Origin of the sequence: Actinomadura sp. 6N118 (genome assembly GCF_044326415.1) — a bacterium.
In the GTDB taxonomy this organism is placed as follows: Bacteria; Actinomycetota; Actinomycetes; order Streptosporangiales; family Streptosporangiaceae; genus Spirillospora.
This window is the reverse complement of record NZ_JBIRAZ010000002.1, coordinates 721,475-739,776: the sequence shown is the minus strand read 5'-3', so window position 1 is coordinate 739,776 and position 18,302 is coordinate 721,475. Positions and strand designations below refer to the sequence as shown.

The window sequence follows — 18,302 nt, the reverse complement described above, 5'->3', positions numbered from 1 at the left end:
TCCGATCAGAGCCCGTTCGCCCCGATGATGGCGCCCAGGCCGTAGGTGAGCGCCGCGGCTGCGGCGCCCAGCGCGAGCTGCCGCAGCCCGCCGAACCACCAGGTGCGGTTGGTCACGCGAGACACCAGCGCCCCCGCAGCGAACAACCCCAGCGCCGCGATCACGGCGGCGGGCCAGAGGCTGGAGACGCCGAGCAGGTACGGGAGCACCGGCAGCGACGCCCCCACCGCGAACGACAGGAACGACGAGCCCGCTGCCAGGTATGGGGAGGGCAGTTCGCCCGGGGCCACGCCCAGCTCCTCGCGGGCGTGCACCTCCAGGGCCTCCTCGGGATCGCGCGACAGTTGCCGCGCCACCTCGGCGGCCACGTCGGGATCGACGCCGCGCGCCTCGAAGACCTCGGCCAGCTCGCGCATCTCGGCGTTCGGGTGGCGCACCAGCTCCAGCCGTTCGACCTCGATCTCCGCCTCGGCCAGCTCGGACTGCGACGCCACCGAGATGTACTCCCCCGCCGCCATGGAGAACGCGCCGGCCGCCAGGCCCGCGAGACCCGCCAGCAGGATGACGTGCCGGCTCACCTGGCCGCCCGCGACCCCGGCGATCAGGGCGAAGTTGGAGACCAGGCCGTCCATCGCCCCGAAGACCGCCGGACGCAGCCACCCTCCGGTGACATCGCGGTGCTTGTGGTGGATCTCCGCGGCCAACCCGGCCCCTCAGTCGCCTACGTCGCGTCCTTCACAGGCGCGCCCTTACCGTCCCCATTGTCCTCGGCCGCCGCGGCAGGCTCCTCGTCGGGGGCGGCGTCGCCCTCGGCCGGTTCGTCGTCCGCAACTTCGCCCGTCGCCGCAGGCTCGGGCTCGGGCTCGACCTCCGCCACCGGCTCAGCCTCCGGCGAGGGCTCCGGCTCCGCCGCAGGCTCGTCCTCGGCCACCGGCTCGCCCTCAGCCGCGGGCTCGGACTCCGGCTCAGCTTCGGCTACCGGCTCTGCCTCCGGTGTGGGCTCAGGTTCGGCGTCCGGCTCCGGCTCAGCCACAGCCTCGGGCTCAGCCTCGGGCTCCTCCACGGGCTCGGGCTCAACCTCGGCGGCCGGCTCGGGCTCAGGCTCGGCTTCGGCAACCGGCTCGTCCTCCGGCTCGGCCGCAGCCTCGGGCTCCGTCTCAGTTACAGCTTCCGGCTCAGGCTCGGCGTCCGCCTCCGGCTGGGGCGCAGGTTCGGCGTCCGAATCAGCCTCCGCCGCCTCGGCCTCGGCCGCCTCAGACTCGGATTCCGCCACCGTCTCGGGGTCGGGCTCGGCCTCCGCGACCGGCTCGGCCTCTGGCTCTTCTGCCTCGGGCTGCTGTTCGGCGGGCTCTTCCGAGGCGGTTTCCTCGGTCACCGGCTCCTCGGCTGCCGGTTCGTCCTGCGCCTTGGCCACCGGCTCTTCCTCGGCCACCGCGTCCGGGGCGGCGCCGACGTTCTCGGGACCGGTCTTGTCACGGGCCCAGTAGAGGTAGCCCACGGCGCCCACGAAGACGATCAGCGACGTCCAGTCGTTCAGGCGAAGCCCAAGGATCTCGTGGGCGTCGTCGATGCGCAGCCACTCGATCCAGAACCGGCCCACGGTGTAGCCGGCCACGTAGAGGGCGAACGACCGGCCGTGGGTGAGGTCGAAGCGACGGCCGGCCCAGATGACGAGGATCGCGACGCCGACGCACCACAACGACTCGTACAGGAACGTGGGGTGGTACGTGCCGATGTCCGCGTACTTGGGGTCCACGCTGCCGTCGGACAGCTTGGGCCGGTTGCCGTAGTCGATCTTGAGCGCCCACCAGGTGTCCAGCGGCCGCCCGTACAGCTCCTGGTTCCACCAGTTGCCCCACCGGCCGATCGCCTGGCCCAGCGCGATACCGGGCGCGATCGCGTCGCCCAGGGCCAGCACCGAGACGCCGTGGCGGCGGCAGCCGATGACCGCGCCGACCGCGCCCAGCACGACGGCGCCCCAGATGCCGAGCCCGCCCTCCCAGATCTTCAGCGCGTCGACCGGGTTCCGGCCGTCGCCGAAGTACCGCTGGTAATCGGTGATGACGTGGTAGAGGCGGCCGCCGACGAGGCCGAACGGCACGGCCCAGACCGCGACGTCGATGATGACGCCGGGGGTGCCCCCCTTGGCGGCCCAGCGGCGCTCGCCCAGCCACACCGCGACGACGATGCCAATAATGATCATCAGCGCGTACGCGCGGATCGGGATGGGCCCGAGGTGCCAGACACCTTCGGAGGGGCTCGGAATGTAGGCGACCGACTGCATGAGCATGGACGTTACCGCCTCCAGGCCCCTCCGTGCCCCAAGATCGGCATCGTCTGGGCGCAACCGCGGCCCGATCAGGCCGCCGGTGCCCGGAGCGTGGTCCGCGCGCTACGTTCCGGCTGCCTCGATCGCCTTCTTCAGCCCGTCCGGAGTGAGTGCGTCGCCGGCGACCTGCTTCCCGTCGAGCTTGAGCGCCGGCGTCGCCGTCACCCCCGCCTTCGCGGCGTAGGCGGTGGCCCGGTCGACCATGGCGTTCTTCTCGCCGCCGTTGACGCACTTGGCGAACGCGTCGCCGGTGATCCCGGCCGCGCGGCCCCACTCGACCAGGTCGGCGTTCTCGAAGCCGACCTCGCCCTCGCGGGGCTGCTCGGCGAACAACCGGTCGTGGTACCGGATCCATGAGCCGGCCGGCGCGCACTCCGCCGCGTTGGCGGCGCGCTGGGAGTTGGACTTCAGCGGCTCCTGCTGGAAGAGCCGGAACGGGCGATAGACGGCTTTGACCTTGCCCGCGGCGGCCTGCTCCTTGATCGTCGTGCTCAGCCTGTCCTCCAGGAGTTTGCAGGCCGGGCACTGGAAGTCCTCGTACAGTTCCAGCACCGGCTTGGCGACACCTGCCTTGGCCATCGCGACCGAGCCGTCGGGCTGCCGGGTGGCCGGTGCGAGCACGCCCTTGTAGTCCGAGCCCGGCTCGGAGCCGCCCCCGGTGTCGCGCACCAGCACGACCGCCACCACGACGATCGCCGCGGCCGCCACGGCGCCCGGCACGATGAAGAGCAGCCGCCGCTGTCTCTCCCGTGCCGCCTGCCTGGCGCGTTCCTCGGCCAGCCGCTGCCGCACCGAGCGTCCCCTGTCCGCCTTGTTCATCGATCCCCCGATCAGCGCATCGACCTGCGTTTTCGCGGCCCGACACTAGCCCCGGCGGCACATCCGCCACGGCGGCCGGGCCGGAGGAGGGAGAGAAAACACCGAGCCGTGGCCCTCTCGGGGGCCACGGCTCGGATGGGAGCGACCAGCGCGGGTGACGTGTTGGTCGTGTTGCTTGTTACTTGTTGGTCTTGGCGGCGTCGCTGACGGCCTTCTCCAGGCCGGTGGGGCTGCCGAGCTCGTCGTTCTCCAGCTTGCGGCCGTTGAGGAAGACGGTCGGGGTGCCGGTGACCTTGCGGGTCTGCAGCGCGTACGTGGTCATCGTGTCGACCTGCGACTTCTGCTGCTGGTCGGTGACGCACTTCTCGAAGCCCGCGTCGGTCACGCCGACGTCCTTGCCCCAGTTGACCAGTTCCTTGGTGGCGAAGCCCTTGTCGCCCTCCTCGGGCTGGAACTTGAAGAGCGCGTCATGGTACGAGAGCCACTTGTCGGCGGGGACGCACAGGGCCGCCGCGGCGGAGCGCAGCGAGTTCTCCTTGATGGGGTTCTGCGACTGGCCGAACAGGTGGAAGGGCCGGTAGACGACCTTGACCTTGCCTGCCGCGGCCAGCTCCTTGACCGTCTTGCCGGTGCTGTCCTCGAACGACTTGCAGGCCGGGCACTGGAAGTCCTCGAAGACCTCGATCGTGGGAGCGGTGACGCCCGCCTTGGCCATCACGATCGAGCCGTCGGCGTCGCGGGTGAGCGGGGCCTGCGGTCCGGTGTAGGCGGCCGCCTGCTGGTCGCTCTTGCCACGCTGGTCGAGAACGATCACGGTGACCACCACGACCGCCGCGACGGCGACGACCGCGCCAAGGACGATCATGAGCAGCTTGCGCTGCTTGTCGCGTGCCTCCTGACGCTTGCGCTCGGCGGCCAGCCGCTCCCGTGCGGACCGCTCGCGTGCGGCCTTGCTCATTGTGGATCTCCTCATCGGGGACCGCGCGGCGGACGGCCGCGCGGGCTCGGCGGGGGGCCGGTCGGGTCCTAGTCGACCTGGCCGATCCGCCGGAACTCGTCGGACAGGACAAGGACGAACAGCAGGACGGTGACGGCGTGGACGCCGGTGCACCACAGGCAGATCTTCTGCAGCAGCGCCAGCTCCACGGTCACCAGGTAGATCACGAAGACCATCCCGAGGCCGGTGGCGGCCAGCCGGCCCCAGCGGAACAGCGGGTTCTCCGAGCGCAGCGCGAACGGCGTGATCAGCACCACGAACCCGACGAAGAACCCCAGCCCGAGCAGGGGCAGCGGGATGCCCGCCAGCTCGGAGTACTTGCTGGTGGTGACGGCGTGGCAGTCCACCGTGCCGCTCGCCGAGCAGATCAGCGCCTTCTCGTCGTAGTGGCTGATCGTCAGGTAGATCGAGATGCCGAGCCCGGCGAGCGTGAGCACCCACGCGGAGAGCATGAACCACAACGGGCGGGCGGGCGTCTTGGCCGCGCTCCTGTCCCGCCCCTCGACCTGCTGAGCCATCATGATCCTTCTCCAAGTCGGCACCCGCGGGCACCAGCCGAACAGCCCTTGGCCCGGGCGCGGTGTCACACCGCCGCTCCCGGGCTCGTGGAACACCTTAGGGGACACCACATAAACTCGCCGTGCGAAGTCGCGCCGGCGGGCCCTACTTCGCCTTGCGCACACCCTCGGCCAGCTCGGTGGTCAGCGCGCGCACCCCGGCGAGGCCCGCGGCGGCGTCCGGGGCGTCCAGGATGCGCCGGATGAACGCCGAGCCGACGATGACGCCGTCGGCGAAGCCCGCGACCTCCGCGGCCTGGGCGCCGTTGCCGACGCCGAGCCCCAGCCCGATCGGCAGGTCCAGGCCCTGCCGCCCGATGCTCTCGCGGGTCCGCTCCACCAGGCGTGGCGCGCCGGTGTCGAGGGCGCTGCGGGCGCCGGTGACGCCCATCAGCGAGGCGGCGTAGACGAACCCGCGGCAGGCCTTGGTGATCTTTTCGATGCGCTCGTCGGTGGAGCTGAGCGCGACGAGGAACACCTTGTCGAGGTCGTGCGCGTCGGCCGCCTCCAGCCAGGGGCCGGCCTCCTCGGGCGTGAGGTCGGGCGTGATGAGCCCGGTGCCGCCGGCCGACTTGAGGTCGCGGGCGAACGCCTCCACGCCGTAGTGGTCGACCGGGTTCCAGTAGGTCATCACCAGGGTCGGCACGCCGGTCGCCGCCACGGCCTCGACGGTGCGGAAGACGTCGGCGACCCTGATGCCGCCGACCAGGGCCTGGTGCACGGCGTCCTGGATGGTGGGGCCGTCCATCATCGGGTCGGTGTAGGGCAGGCCGATCTCGATGATGTCGCAGCCCGCCTCGACCATGGTGCGCGCGGCCTCGATGGCGCCCTCGTACGAGGGGAACCCGGCGGGCAGGTAACCGACGAGCGCGGCGCGCCCCTCGGCCTTGGCCTTGTCGTAGGCGGCCTGGACGCTCATCGTGCCTCTCCTTCCGGCATGAGGCCGAAGAAGTTGGCCGCCGTGTGCATGTCCTTGTCGCCTCGGCCGGAGAGGCACACGACGATCGTGGCCTCGGGGCCGAGCTCCTTGCCGACCTTGAGCGCGCCCGCGAGCGCGTGCGCCGACTCGATGGCCGGGATGATGCCTTCCAAACGGCAGAGCAGCGCGAACGCGTCCATCGCCTCGGCATCGGTGATCTCGCGGTATTCGGCGCGGCCGCTGTCGTGCAGCCAGGAGTGCTCGGGGCCGACTCCGGGATAGTCCAGCCCGGCGGAGATCGAGTGCGTCTCCATCGTCTGCCCGTCCTCGTCCTGCAGCAGGTAGGTCCGCATGCCGTGGATGACGCCGAGCGAGCCGCCGACCAGGGTGGCCGCGTGCTTGCCGGTTGTGACGCCGTCGCCGCCGGCCTCGAAGCCGTACAACCGCACACCCTCGTCGGGGATGAACGCGTGGAAGGTGCCGATGGCGTTGGAGCCGCCGCCGACGCAGGCGATCACGGCGTCCGGCAGCTTGCCGGTGAGCTCGAGGACCTGTGCGCGCGCCTCCACGCCGATCACGCGCTGGAGGTCGCGGACCATCATCGGGAACGGGTGCGGCCCCATGACCGACCCGATGCAGTAGTGGGTGGTGTCGACGGAGGCGACCCAGTCGCGGAACGCCTCGTTGCAGGCGTCCTTGAGCGTGCGGCTGCCGGTCATGACCGGGATCACCTCGGCGCCCAGCATCCGCATGCGGGCGACGTTGAGGGCCTGCCGCTCGGTGTCGACCTCGCCCATGTAGACGGTGCAGTCGAGGCCGAGCAGGGCGGCGGCGGTGGCGGTGGCCACGCCGTGCTGGCCGGCGCCGGTCTCGGCGATGACCCGCTTCTTGCCCATCCGCCGGGTGAGCAGCGCCTGCCCCAGCACGTTGTTGATCTTGTGTGAGCCGGTGTGGTTGAGGTCCTCGCGCTTGAGGAGGATCCGGGCGCCGCCCGCCTCCGCGCCGAAGCGCTTGGCCTCGGTGAGCAGGCTGGGACGGCCGGCGTAGTTGGCGAGGAGATCGTCGAGCTCGGCGACGAACTCGGGGTCCTTCTTGGCGGCCTCGAACTCGCGGTCGAGCTCGTCGAGGGCGGCCATGAGGGCCTCCGGCGCGAACCGCCCGCCGAACGCACCGAAGTGGCCGTTGGCATCGGGCACGGATGGAACAGCGCCGCGCGCGGCGTCGATGGTCATCTGAAGTCTTGTCCTGTCGTGCGAGAGATGGGTTACCCGATTAGTTAGATGTCAGGTAAGCGCGCCATCGTTCGCGCAGCGGTTCCATCAGCATGACCGTAAACCTACCCCGTTCCCCTCAGCCGCCCTGGCGCAGGGCGGGGTGCGCGCCGGCCGCGACCAGGTCGGCGACCGCGGAACGCGGGTCCTTGCCGGTCACCAGGCTCTCGCCCACCAGCACGGCGTCGGCGCCCGCCGAGGCGTAGGCCAGCAGATCGTGCGGCCCCCGCACCCCGGACTCGGCGATCTTGACGACGTCCTTGGGGATCATCGGTGCCAGCCGGGCGAACACGTCCCGGTCCACCTTGAGGGTCTTGAGATCACGGGCGTTGACCCCGATGACCTTGGCCCCCGCGTCGAGCGCGCGGGTGACCTCCTCCTCGGTGTGCACCTCGACCAGCGGGAGCAGCCCGATGGACTCGGCCCGCTCCACCAGCGACACCAGGGCGTCCTGCTCCAGCCCGGCCACGATCAGCAGGGCGACGTCCGCGCCGTGCGCGCGCGCCTCCCACAGCTGGTAGGAGGTGACGATGAAGTCCTTGCGCAGGACGGCGATGTCGACGTTGGCGCGTACGGCGGCCAGGTCTTCCAGGCTGCCGCCGAAACGGCGCCGTTCTGTCAGGACGCTGATCACCTTGGCGCCGCCGGCCTCGTAGTCGCCGGCCAGCGCCGCCGGGTCGGCGATCGCGGCCAGTGCCCCCTTGGACGGGCTGCTGCGCTTGACCTCGGCGATCACCCCGACGCCGGGACCGCGGAGCGCGGCCAGCGCGTCCCTCGGAGCCGGTGCCTGCTCGGCCTTCGCCTTGAGATCGTCGAGCGAGACGTCTCGCTGCCTTTCGGCGAGATCGGCCCGGACGCCGTCGATGATCTCGTCGAGAACACTCACGCGCTGGGCCCCCTATTTTCCGGTCGATCCGTCCACCGATCGTATCCGCAGGCGGCCGGGGCCCTCGAACCCGGCCCGAACCCAAGCCCTACAGAACCCCCCTCACGGGGCCAAGGCGTGCGCAAACGGAAGATTACGGACAACCCAGTACGCCACCATCACCACCAGGAACACCCCGACCGCCCATGGCCGGAACAGGACGGAGTCCATCGGCTCGCCCCGTGCCGTGCGGAGGGCCCACTTGGCCCACAGGTAGCCGAGCACCGGCAGCAGCAGGAAGAGCAGCGGGTTCATGCCGAAAGCCGCACCGACGTCACCGTGCGTCAGCGAGTTGACCATGCGCATCGCGCCGCAGCCGGGACAGTACAACCCGGTCAGCGCGAGGAACGGGCAGGTCGGGTAGTGACCGGGCTCGTGCGGGTCGCGGAGTGCCACCAACGTCACGCCCGCGGCGACCGCCGCCAGGGTCCCGAGCGGCGCGGCCAGCGCTGCCAACGCCGCGCGGCGGCTCCGGCCACTGCGCGGGCCGCCTCCGGGCTCAGGTCCAGAGCCGGGTCCCGGTCCGTCTGGAACGGACGGGACAGGCTGAGCAGGAACGCGGGTCACGGATCCAGCGTAGGGCGTGTCTCAGTGTCGGCGCCCGTAGCGAGGCGCGCGCTCAGGCGTCCAGGACGTAACCGACGCCACGTACGGTCCGGATCGGGCTCTCCTCGCCGAGCTTGGCGCGCAGCTGGGCGATGTGGACGTCGACCGTGCGGTTGCCCGCGCCCGCGCCGGGGCCCCAGGCGGCGTCGAGCAGCTGCTCCCGGGTGAAGACCCGGCCGGGGTTGTCCATCAGGAACGCCAGCAGATCGAACTCGGTCACCGTGAGCGCGACACTGCGGTCACCCACCGTCACAGACCGCCCGCGCGGATCCAGCGTGACGGGCCCGGCGCGCAGGACGCCCGGCGTCTCGGGCGGCGTGCTCCGGCGCAGCGCCTCGGCGACCGCGCCGACCAGCAGCCGCGGGCCGAACGGCCGGGTGACCTGGTGATCGCCCAGTCCCGGCGTGGTGATCTGGTCGAGCGGGCCGGTCACCGCGATCACCGGCGCCGGCCGGGCCGCCTCGGCGACCCGCCGGTAGAGCTCGGCGGGCAGGGCGGCCGTGGACAGGTCGAGCACGACCACATCCGGCCGCGTCAGCGCGGCGGTGGCGGCCGCACGGGCCGGATCGGTCTCCACCTCGACCTCGTAGCCCTCGCGGACCAGGTAGCGGCGTTCGAGCTCGGCGACGGCGGGCTCGTGCTCGATCACCAGGACCCTGCCGCCCCCGCTGTCGTTGGTCACGGCCGGCGCTCTTCGGCGGCTGTGGGGTCCTCGCCGCGGTCCAGGGACTTCCACAGGCTGTGCTGGTCGACCTGCAAGGCGTCGTCGGCAGTGGCCCGTTCACCTGCTGCCCGTTCACCTGCTGCGCGTTCAGGGCCGCCCGCGGCCGGGCCGACGGCGCCCTCTCGATCGTACCGCGCCGACATGCCGGGCCAGCGCGCGCCGCGCGCCGTCGTGATCAAACCGGCGGCGACGAGCAGCACCGCCCCGGCGACGGAGACCATCCACCACGGGGCCGTCTCGACCGCGGGATGCGCGGACAGGCCTTGCAGCAGGGCGCGCTTGTCCCCCGCCGTGCTGAGGACGTGGGAACGCCGGACGGCCGCGACGGAGGCGTAGCCGATCCCGGCGCCGAAGATCACCAGCAGCAGGCCGACCCCGGCGCGTACCCGGCCGCGGGTGGCGAAGAGGGCCGCCAGCGCCGCCAGCCCGGCCCAGCCGAGCGCGCTCGCGGCGCCGCCGAGGTCGCGCCCGGTCAGCTCCAGGACGAACGGCGTGATCGAATCCCTGGCGCGGACCGTCGCCCAGGGCCGCCCCGCGGCCAGCAGCACGAGCCCGGCGCCGGCCGCGCACAGCAGCACGGTCAGCCCGCGCTCACGGCCCGCTGGGGTCATTCCGCTCCCCCACCGCCGCGTCGAGCACGTCGGCGTCGAAGCAGGTGCGGTCACCGGTGTGGCAGGCGGCGCCGATCTGGTCGACCTTCACGAGGATGACGTCCTTGTCGCAGTCCAGGGCGACGGACTTGACCCACTGCTGGTGGCCGGAGCTCTCGCCCTTCACCCAGTACTCCCCGCGGCTGCGGGACCAGTAGGTGGCACGGCCGGTGGTGAGGGTGCGGTGCAGGGCCTCGTCGTCCATCCAGGCCAGCATGAGCACCTCCCCGGTGTCGTACTGCTGGGCGATGGCGGGGACCAGGCCGTCCTCGGTGCGCTTGAGGCGGTCTGCGATCTTGGGGTCCAGGTTGGACGGGCGAGCCGACATGGGATCCATTGTGCCTGGTGCCCCTTCCTGCGTCGCACCGCCCCGCCGGGGGCCGGGACACAACAAGGCCCGCATCCTGGTGGGGATGCGGGCCCGGCTGTACGGCTATCGGGTGTTACAGGGGGACGACCTGGTCGGCCTGCGGACCCCGGTTACCCTGCGTCACCTCGAACTGGACGCGCTGGTTCTCATCGAGGGTGCGGTACCCGGAGGACTGGATCGCCGAGTAGTGCACGAAAACGTCCGGCCCACCACCGTCGACGGCGATGAAGCCGAAGCCCTTTTCGGCGTTGAACCACTTCACGGTGCCCTGCTGGGGCATGTCTTTCTCCTTGCGGCAAAACATGGGCCCACACCTCGCGGGCCCAGCGCGGTCGCTGCGGAACGCTCTCGCCCCCGGCTCGTCCCGGAAAAGCCAAAACGCCCGCTGCCATCAGTCCGCGGGCGTCCATACAAACGATCGAGAACCACGACTGCAACCGACGAGCCCCACCGTATCACCGGTTCCTCGTAAAGCGGAGGAGCCGCAAGCCCCGCGATTCACCTGACGGCGAACGACCGCGTTACCGCACCATTAAAGGCTGCAACTTGCTTCCCCCAGGGTCTTGACAGCCTCCCCACCGCCCCGACGCCACGGGCCCTGCGGAGCCCTGCCGTCCGGAGTGAGTGGGGACCGTCGCACGCCAGTGATGGGAGCGCGCAGCGACTCCTCAAGAGCACTTGTGTGACAAATTCTTTAGGACAAAACAGCCAATTCTTGGCCTAGTCGCGCACGATTCCACGAACGCCGTCCACGGCCACGGACGGTAAGCCTCTCCTGTCTGCCGGGAATAAGCGACGGACGCGGATGGTAGGGATGTGCAGGCCCCCGAACCCCCACGATCCGGAGATAAGCCGTGCCAGCAGCCTCGACGCGTGTCAACCCCCACATCCTGCGTGACGGCATGCGGGTGCTCGGGGTCGCGATCCGGGCAGAACCCAGGGTCTTCACCGTCTCGGTCCTCGGCAGCGCCCTTTACGCGGCGATGACCGTGGCCACGGCCACGGTCATCGGCTGGGTGACGGAAGAGGTCGTCCTGCCGGCCTTCCGGACCGGCGACACCACCGCCGGAGCTCTGGCAGGCGCGGTCGTCGCGATCGTGGGCGTGGCCCTGTTCAAGGCGCTGGGAGTCGCGGCACGCCGGTTCTACGCCGGTCTGATGCAGTACCGCATGCAGGCGCGTTACCGCCGGGCCGTGACCCGCCAGTACCTGCGGCTGCCGCTCGCCTGGCACCACCGCCACCCGACCGGGCAGCTGCTCTCCAACGCCAACGCCGACGTGGAGGCCGCCTGGGCGCCGCTCGCGCCGCTGCCGATGGCCGTCGGCGTGGTCTTCATGCTCGTGATCGCCGCGGTGTCGATCGTCCTGACCGATCCGACGGTGGCCGTCGTGGGCTTCCTGGTCTTCCCGGCGATCGCCCTGCTGAACGTGGTCTACCAGCGGCGGCTGGCACCCGTGGCCACCCGCGCCCAGCAGCTGCGCGCCGAGGTCAGCGAGGTCGCCCACGAGAGCTTCGAGGGCGGCCTGGTGGTCAAGACCCTCGGCCGGGAGCAGGCCGAGACCGAGCGGTTCGCCGAGCGCGCCGACGCCCTGCGCGACGCCAACGTGGCGGTCGGCCGGGTCCGCGGGCTCTTCGACCCGATCCTGGAGGCGCTGCCCAACCTGGGTGTGCTCGCCGTCCTGCTGATCGGTTCGGTCCGGCTGGAGTCCGGGGCCATGACGGCGGGCGACCTGGTGAACGTGGCGTACCTGTTCACCCTGCTGGCCTGGCCGATCCGGGCGCTCGGCTGGGTGCTGGCCGAGGTGCCGCGCAGCGTCGTGGGCTGGACCCGGGTCCGGTCGGTGCTCGACGCCACGGGTGATCTCCCGTACGGACCGCACTCCCCGAACGGCAACGGGAAGGCGGCGAAACTGGAGGTCCGCGAGCTGCGCTTCGCCTACGAAGCCGCCGAGTCCGATGACGACGAGTCTGAGAACGAGCGCGACGAGCGCGACGACGGTGCCAAGCGACACGTTCTGCATGACGTGTCCTTCGCCGCCCAGCCCGGCCAGACGATCGCGGTGGTCGGGCCGACGGGCTCCGGCAAATCGACCCTCACCTCTCTCCTGGTGCGGCTGGTCGATCCCGCCGACGGGTCGGTCCTGCTGGACGGGATGGATGTACGGGACATACGCCAGGGCGGGGTGGCCGAGACGGCCGCGCTCGTCCCCCAGCAGACGTTCCTCTTCGACGACACCGTGCGCGGCAACGTCGTGCTCGGCCTGGACGTGCCGGACGAACGCGTCTGGGAGGCCCTGCGGCTGGCCCAGGCGGACGGATTCGTCGCGGCCCTCGCGGACGGGCTCGACACCAAGGTCGGCGAGCGCGGCGCCACCCTGTCGGGCGGCCAGCGGCAGCGGCTCGCCCTGGCCAGAGCGCTCGTGCGGCGGCCCAGGCTGCTGGTCCTCGACGACGCCACGTCGAGCGTCGACACCCAGGTCGAAGCGCGCATCCTGCAAGGACTACGCGAGGCCCAGGCGTCAGAGGACGGCCCGGGAGCCACCGTCGTCGTGGTGGCGTACCGCAAGGCCACGATCGCGCTGGCCGACGAGGTCGTCTACATCGAACACGGCCGCGTTCTCGACCGTGGCTCCCACGCTGAGCTGCTGCGGCGGTCGGAGGGCTACCGCAACCTCGTCAACGCCTACGAGCGCGCCGAGGAAGAGCACGAGGCCCTCGAGAGCGGCGACGCCCACGCCAGCGGCACGAAAGACGGCGACACCAAAGACAGCGAAACAGAAGACAGCGACATCGAAGGCAGCGAGGAGGCCCTCACGTGACGGCGCTCAGTGACGTCTCGGTCCACGAAGGCGCGCTCAGCACGCTGCGGCGCGGCCTGCGGCTGAGCCCCGAGTTCCGCGCGGGACTGGCCGGCACCCTGCTGCTCGCGCTGGTCGCGACCGCCGGCCGGGTCGTCGTGCCGATCGCGGTCCAGCAGACGATCGACAAGGGGCTGGGCGCCGACGGCGGCCCGGATGTCGGCTACATCCGTACCGCCGTGCTGCTGTGCGCGGTCGCGGTCCTGATCACGGCGGTCAGCGCGTACGCGATGAACGTCCGGCTCTACAAGACCTCCGAGACCGGCCTGGCCGCCCTGCGTGTCAAGGCGTTCCGCCACGTCCACGACCTGTCCATGCTGACGCAGAGCGGGGAGCGGCGCGGCGCGCTGGTGTCGCGGGTGACCGGCGACGTGGACCAGATCAGCCAGTTCATGCAGTTCGGCGGGCTGATGATCATCATTTCGGTGGGCCAGTTGCTGGTCGCCAGCGTGCTGATGGCGGTCTACTCGTGGCCGCTGGCGCTCATGGTGTGGCTCGCCTTCGTGCCGCTGGCCCTCGCACTGCGCTGGTTCCAGCGGCTGATCTCCACCGCGTACACCCGGGTGCGCGAGCGCACCGGCGACCTGCTGGCGGCGGTCAGCGAGTCCGTGGTCGGCGCGTCGGTGATCCGCGCGTACGCCTCCGAGGAGCGCACCGCGCGGCGGGTCGACGAGACCGTCGACGCCACCCGCACCGCCCAGACCCGCGCGCAGGGCCTGGTCGCGCTCACGTTCCCCACCAGCGAGCTCACCGCCGCGATCGCGACCGCGTCGGTCGTCGTCGCCGGGGTGCTGCTCGGCGTCGACGGCAACCTGACCGCGGGCAAGCTCATCGCGTTCCTCTTCCTCGTGACGCTGTTCGTCAGCCCGATGCAGGCCGCGACCGAGCTCCTGAACGAGGCGCAGAACGCGATCGCCGGGTGGCGGCGGGTCCTGGGGGTGCTCGACACCGACCCCGACGTCGCCGATCCCGGCGAGAAGGGCACGGTCCTGCCCCGCGGGCCCATCGAGGTGACGTTCGAGGACGTCGGGTTCGCCTATCCGGGTGGTCCGCCCGTCCTGCACGAGGTGAACGTCTCCATCCAGCCGCGCAGCCGGGTCGCGATCGTGGGCGAGACCGGGTCGGGCAAGACCACGTTCGCCAAGCTGCTCACGCGTCTCATGGACCCGACGTCCGGCCAGGTTCGCGTGGACGGCGTGCCGCTCGGCGAGGTGAGGTTCTCCTCGCTGCGGGAGCGGATCGTGATGGTGCCGCAGGACGGGTTCCTCTTCGACGCCTCGCTCGCCGACAACATCCGGTACGGCAAGGCGGACGCGTCCGACGCCGACCTGCTCCTGGCGCTGACGGAGCTCGGCCTCGCCGACTGGCTGGAGGGCCTGCCGCGCGGTCTCGCGACCCCGGTCGGCCAGCGCGGCGAGTCGCTGTCGGCCGGTGAGCGCCAGCTCGTCGCGCTGGCGCGCGCCTACATCGCCGACCCCGACCTGCTCGTCCTGGACGAGGCCACGTCGGCGGTCGACCCGGCCACGGAGGTACGGATCCAGCGTGCCCTCGACGGCGTCACCAGGGGCCGGACGGCGATCTCCATCGCGCACCGGCTGTCGACCGCGGAGGCCGCCGACGAGGTCATCGTGTTCGACTCCGGCCGCATCGTCCAGCGCGGCCCGCACGCCGGGCTGGTGACGGAGCCCGGCGTCTACGCCGACCTGCACGCCAGCTGGATCGCCCAGCGCCAGATCTGACGATCCGGAGCGTGACCAGCCCGTACTGACCAGGCCGTTCGGCGTAAAACACTTGCCCGTTATCGACTCTGATGCGCATTCTGGCGTGGTGAACAACGAGGTCGTCTTGGAATCAGCGGGCACGCTGCACGGGCAACTGCAGCGGGGTCTGGGCCGGGCCGCGCGCAGGGCGGCCGACACGTCGGGCGCGGGCGAGTACGTCTTCGAGTGCATACGGCGCGATCCACGCTGGGACTTCCAATGCGAGACCAGGAGCCTCTATTACGCCCGGCTCGTGGTCGATCTCGAACTCCCGGTGGGACCGATCGCCGACCATCTGTTCGATGCGTCCGATCATTCGGACGAGGACGAGCAGCGGGTGGTCCTGGCGCTGCGGGTCCTGGGGGACCTCGTCCGGCTGAGCCGGCGCGAGGCCGCCGTGCCGCTGCGCGAGTACGCCGAGGAGGGCACGCACTGGTTCGACGCCCTCGACGAGCTGATCGAGCTGCGTGACCCGGTGCTGACGACCGGGCTGGCCACGCTGGTGGCCGCGCGCTGCGACGACGGCACCCTCGCCGATCTGGTCGCCGGGCCGCCGAATCCGGTGATCGAGAGCTGGGCCGCCCGGGAGCCGCGCATCGCGGCCGTGCTCACCGCGCACCGGGAGGCCGCGCCGGCCGTGCGCCGCCCCGGCGGCCCCGGCGGCCCCGGCGGCGGCGACCGCTCCGAACGCACCGAATCCGAACTCCTCGACATGGCCCGGCAGCGCGACGACCGCGCGGTCGCGGCCATTTTCGAGCTCGGGCGCAGGCGAGCCCCCGCGTTGCTGGACCTCGCGGAGGAGCTTCTGCCGCAGCGGCCCAGCAGATGGGGTGGCGCGGTGTGCAGGGCGCTACGGGAGTACGGGCCGGAGGCCCTCCCCCGCGCCCGCGCGTGGGCCGCCTCCCACAACGGGTGCGAGGACATGGCGCTGCGCATCCTGGCCCGCCATGGCACCCGCCAGGACATTCCGCTGCTGATGAGCGAGCTCCGCAGCGCCCTCGCCCGGCGCGACTGGAGTGACGCCGCCGGCCCCATCGAGGGTCTCGGCAGGCTTCGCGCAGGGGAGGCCGTGCCGCTGCTCAAAGACGCCTGGACCGAGTCCGCCTACGCCTATCTGAGGCCCCGCGTCCTCACCGCCTTGACCCGCACCGCCCCGCACACCGCCGAGGCCTACACCGTCGAGGGCCTGTGGGACTGTGAGGAGGGCGTCCGCGAGATCGCCGCGCAGTCGGCCCCGCTCACGCAGGAGACCCGGATACGCCTCCAGCGCCTGCACCACGACCCCGCCGAAGAGCCCGAGGTCCGCGCGGCCGCCGCCGCCCGGCTCATGTGAAACTCGGCTGAACCCTCGCACCCTCCGGCGCGTACAACTCCCCGGAATCGCATCTCCCCGGGAGGACGCACCATGGGTTTGCCGCACCTTCTCAAGGCCGCGCTGGTGGCCGTGCCCGCCGTGGCCTTGCTGGCCGGCTGTTCCGGCAAGCTGAACAACAGCGCACAGGCCGGAAACAAGGGGCCGGAGGCCAAGGCCGCCACCATCGAGCAGATCGCCTCGCAGACGGGCTGCACGCTCTCAGGGCGGCGGAACGCCTCGGAGCTGCGGCAGGGCGCGTGCCAGACCGGCACCGGGCGCTACACCGTGGTCGGCTTCACCACCGACCAGGGACAGAACAGCTGGCTCGAAGAGGCCAAGCCATGGGGCGGCACCTACCTCGTCGGCAAGCGCTGGGTCATCGTCAGCACCGCGCCCACCCTGGAGACGTTGCGCCAGCAGCTCGGCGGCAACATCGTCAACGGCCGCAGCCACCACAGCTGATCGGCTCACACCACGAGCTCCGAGAGAGCCGCAGCGCCGGGTTGGGGATCCTGCGCTGCGGCGAGGCCGTGTCACCGCGGGGTACTACTTCAGTTCCGCAGGGTTCCTCCCCGCGGATGGCGTGACGGCTTGAGCGCACCTCATAGACTCAGAGTCATGATCTCGCCAGTGAGGCGCAAGCTCGCCGTGCTCCCCCTCGTCCTGCTGCCGTTCGCGACGGTGGCGGCGTGCGGCGGGGAGAACACCAAGACCGACTGCAACCTGAACGCCTGCACGATCACGTTCGACCGCGGTGTGGACGCCAGCGCGTCGATCCTCGGCATCAAGGCCGAGCTGGTCAGCGTCCAGGGCGACAACGTCACGATGAAGGTCGGCAACCAGCAGATCACCGTGCCGGTGGGCGAGGCCGAGCAGTCCGAGGGCTTCAACGTCCAGGTCCAGTCCGTCACGAAGGACAACGTGGTCGTCAAGATCTCCAACAGCGGGTGACGTGGGCCTAGTATTCGCCCATGCGTTCGATAACAACGGCGGAGCGGCGGGCCCGGCTGGCGATCCGCCACCGGCTGGCCACGGCGGCCCGGACCGACGACGTCGCCGAGATCGCCCGGTCGCTCGTGGCGTTGCACGCCACCGACCCGGCCACCGTCTTCCTGTCGGTGGCCGCTCGCAGCAGGACGGCGACCCCGGGCCTGGTCGAGAAGGCCCTCTACGACGACCGGACCCTGCTGCGGATGCTCGCCATGCGGCGGACCATGTTCGTCGTCCCGGTCGAGCTGGTCCCCGTCCTGCAGGCCTCCTGCGCCGACGCCCTCGCGGTCAAGCAGCGCCGGACGTACAGCCGGTTCCTGGAGCAGGCCGGGGTGGGCGACGGCGACATCGACGGGTGGTGGCGCGACGTCGAGAACGCCACCCACGCGGCGCTGCTGGCCCGCGGCGAGGCGACCGGGGCGCAGCTGAGCAAGGACGAGCCGCGGCTGCGCACCCAGGTCGATCCCGCGCCGGGCAAGTCCTACTCCAAGCCCATCGGCATCACGACCTGGGTGCTCGTCACCCTCGGAGTCGAGGGGCGCATCGTGCGCGGCCGTCCCAACGGTTCCTGGATCAGCAGCCAGTACAAGTGGTCCCCCGTCGAGGCGTGGCTGCCCGGCGGCGTCCCCGAGATGCCCGCCGACGAGGCCCGGGCCGCGCTGCTCCGCGACTGGCTCTGGTCGTTCGGCCCGGCGCCCGTCTCCGACCTCAAGTGGTGGACGGGCTGGACGCTGGGCGACGTCAAGAAGGCCCTCGCCCTGCTCGACGTCACCGAGGTCGATCTCAGCGGCACGACCGGCCTGCTCCTCGCCGACGATCTTGAGCCGGTGACCGCACCCGGCCCCTGGGCGTCGCTCCTGCCCGCACTCGACCCGACGCCGATGGGCTGGCAGGCACGGTCCTGGTATCTCGGCGATCACGGGCCCGCGCTGTTCGACAAGAACGGCAACATCGGCCCGACCATCTGGTGGGACGGCCGTATCGTCGGCGGCTGGGCCCAGCGCAAGGACGGCGAGATCGCGATGCGCCTGCTGGAGGACGTGGGCGCCGAGGCCAAGGCCGCGATCGAGGCCGAGGCGGCCCGCTTGCCCGGCTGGTACGGGGATGTCCGCGCGACTCCTCGCTTCCGTACCCCCCTGGAACGCGAACTGACCACCTGATCCGGGAAGATAA

Annotated in this window: 19 protein-coding genes; 6 read left to right on the top strand and 13 right to left on the bottom strand. The window is 71.4% G+C overall.

The features are described 5' to 3' along the window. Window positions 1-5: 5 nt before the first annotated feature. The 13 genes from ACH34W_RS07270 to ACH34W_RS07210 form a co-directional block, all read right to left on the bottom strand. On the bottom strand, window positions 6-704 hold the full coding sequence (locus tag ACH34W_RS07270) for a VIT1/CCC1 transporter family protein (protein ID WP_395959922.1): 699 nt from the start codon (window positions 702-704) through the stop codon (window positions 6-8). 17 nt (window positions 705-721) lie between these two features. Further along, window positions 722-2,284: a prolipoprotein diacylglyceryl transferase gene (lgt, locus tag ACH34W_RS07265; protein WP_395959921.1), complete on the bottom strand. Its 1,563-nt coding sequence runs from the start codon at window positions 2,282-2,284 to the stop codon at window positions 722-724. 108 nt (window positions 2,285-2,392) lie between these two features. Further along, window positions 2,393-3,148: a DsbA family protein gene (locus ACH34W_RS07260; RefSeq protein ID WP_395959920.1), complete on the bottom strand. Its 756-nt coding sequence runs from the start codon at window positions 3,146-3,148 to the stop codon at window positions 2,393-2,395. Window positions 3,149-3,326: 178 nt separating this feature from the next. After that, on the bottom strand, window positions 3,327-4,106 hold the full coding sequence (locus tag ACH34W_RS07255) for a DsbA family protein (RefSeq protein WP_395959919.1): 780 nt from the start codon (window positions 4,104-4,106) through the stop codon (window positions 3,327-3,329). A gap of 68 nt (window positions 4,107-4,174) precedes the next feature. After that, window positions 4,175-4,666: a vitamin K epoxide reductase family protein gene (locus tag ACH34W_RS07250; RefSeq protein WP_395959918.1), complete on the bottom strand. Its 492-nt coding sequence runs from the start codon at window positions 4,664-4,666 to the stop codon at window positions 4,175-4,177. 142 nt (window positions 4,667-4,808) lie between these two features. Beyond that, window positions 4,809-5,621 carry a tryptophan synthase subunit alpha gene (gene trpA / locus ACH34W_RS07245; protein ID WP_395959917.1) on the bottom strand — a complete coding sequence of 271 codons (813 nt, stop codon included), beginning with the start codon at window positions 5,619-5,621 and terminating at the stop codon, window positions 4,809-4,811. Beyond that, window positions 5,618-6,853: a tryptophan synthase subunit beta gene (trpB, locus tag ACH34W_RS07240; protein WP_395959916.1), complete on the bottom strand. Its 1,236-nt coding sequence runs from the start codon at window positions 6,851-6,853 to the stop codon at window positions 5,618-5,620. Before trpB ends, trpA begins: the two co-directional genes overlap by 4 nt. A 118-nt stretch (window positions 6,854-6,971) precedes the next feature. Next, window positions 6,972-7,778 (bottom strand): indole-3-glycerol phosphate synthase TrpC, encoded by an 807-nt coding sequence (trpC, locus tag ACH34W_RS07235; protein WP_395959915.1) that lies wholly within the window; start codon window positions 7,776-7,778, stop codon window positions 6,972-6,974. Between the two features lie 102 nt (window positions 7,779-7,880). After that, window positions 7,881-8,384, bottom strand: a complete 504-nt coding sequence (locus ACH34W_RS07230) for a DUF2752 domain-containing protein (RefSeq protein WP_395959914.1) — start codon at window positions 8,382-8,384, stop codon at window positions 7,881-7,883. Window positions 8,385-8,436: 52 nt separating this feature from the next. Continuing rightward, complete coding sequence (locus tag ACH34W_RS07225; protein ID WP_395959913.1) at window positions 8,437-9,105, bottom strand: response regulator transcription factor; 669 nt, start codon at window positions 9,103-9,105, stop codon at window positions 8,437-8,439. Continuing rightward, window positions 9,102-9,758 (bottom strand): Trp biosynthesis-associated membrane protein, encoded by a 657-nt coding sequence (locus ACH34W_RS07220; protein WP_395959912.1) that lies wholly within the window; start codon window positions 9,756-9,758, stop codon window positions 9,102-9,104. Before ACH34W_RS07220 ends, ACH34W_RS07225 begins: the two co-directional genes overlap by 4 nt. Next, on the bottom strand, window positions 9,739-10,125 hold the full coding sequence (gene hisI, locus ACH34W_RS07215; protein ID WP_395959911.1) for a phosphoribosyl-AMP cyclohydrolase: 387 nt from the start codon (window positions 10,123-10,125) through the stop codon (window positions 9,739-9,741). Before hisI ends, ACH34W_RS07220 begins: the two co-directional genes overlap by 20 nt. Before the next feature lie 115 nt (window positions 10,126-10,240). Next, entirely contained in the window at window positions 10,241-10,447 is a 207-nt protein-coding gene (locus tag ACH34W_RS07210; protein WP_018657218.1) for a cold-shock protein, read from the bottom strand. A 622-nt stretch (window positions 10,448-11,069) separates the two neighbouring features. On the opposite strand from ACH34W_RS07210, the gene ACH34W_RS07205 reads away from it, so the two are divergent. The 6 genes from ACH34W_RS07205 (at window position 11,070) to ACH34W_RS07180 (ending at window position 18,289) form a co-directional block, all read left to right on the top strand. Continuing rightward, window positions 11,070-12,986, top strand: coding sequence for an ABC transporter ATP-binding protein (locus ACH34W_RS07205; RefSeq protein ID WP_395960067.1), 1,917 nt, complete (start codon window positions 11,070-11,072; stop codon window positions 12,984-12,986). Next, complete coding sequence (locus ACH34W_RS07200; protein WP_395959910.1) at window positions 12,983-14,764, top strand: ABC transporter ATP-binding protein; 1,782 nt, start codon at window positions 12,983-12,985, stop codon at window positions 14,762-14,764. The genes ACH34W_RS07205 and ACH34W_RS07200 overlap by 4 nt, the downstream gene beginning before the upstream one ends. Before the next feature lie 88 nt (window positions 14,765-14,852). Then, entirely contained in the window at window positions 14,853-16,118 is a 1,266-nt protein-coding gene (locus tag ACH34W_RS07195; RefSeq protein ID WP_395959909.1) for a hypothetical protein, read from the top strand. A 72-nt stretch (window positions 16,119-16,190) separates the two neighbouring features. Further along, on the top strand, window positions 16,191-16,601 hold the full coding sequence (locus ACH34W_RS07190) for a hypothetical protein (protein WP_395959908.1): 411 nt from the start codon (window positions 16,191-16,193) through the stop codon (window positions 16,599-16,601). Window positions 16,602-16,757: 156 nt separating this feature from the next. Then, the gene (locus ACH34W_RS07185; RefSeq protein ID WP_395959907.1) at window positions 16,758-17,090 is read left to right on the top strand and encodes a hypothetical protein; all 333 of its coding nucleotides are present in this window, start codon (window positions 16,758-16,760) and stop codon (window positions 17,088-17,090) included. Window positions 17,091-17,110: 20 nt separating this feature from the next. Further along, window positions 17,111-18,289, top strand: coding sequence for a winged helix DNA-binding domain-containing protein (locus tag ACH34W_RS07180; RefSeq protein ID WP_395959906.1), 1,179 nt, complete (start codon window positions 17,111-17,113; stop codon window positions 18,287-18,289). Window positions 18,290-18,302 lie beyond the last annotated feature (13 nt).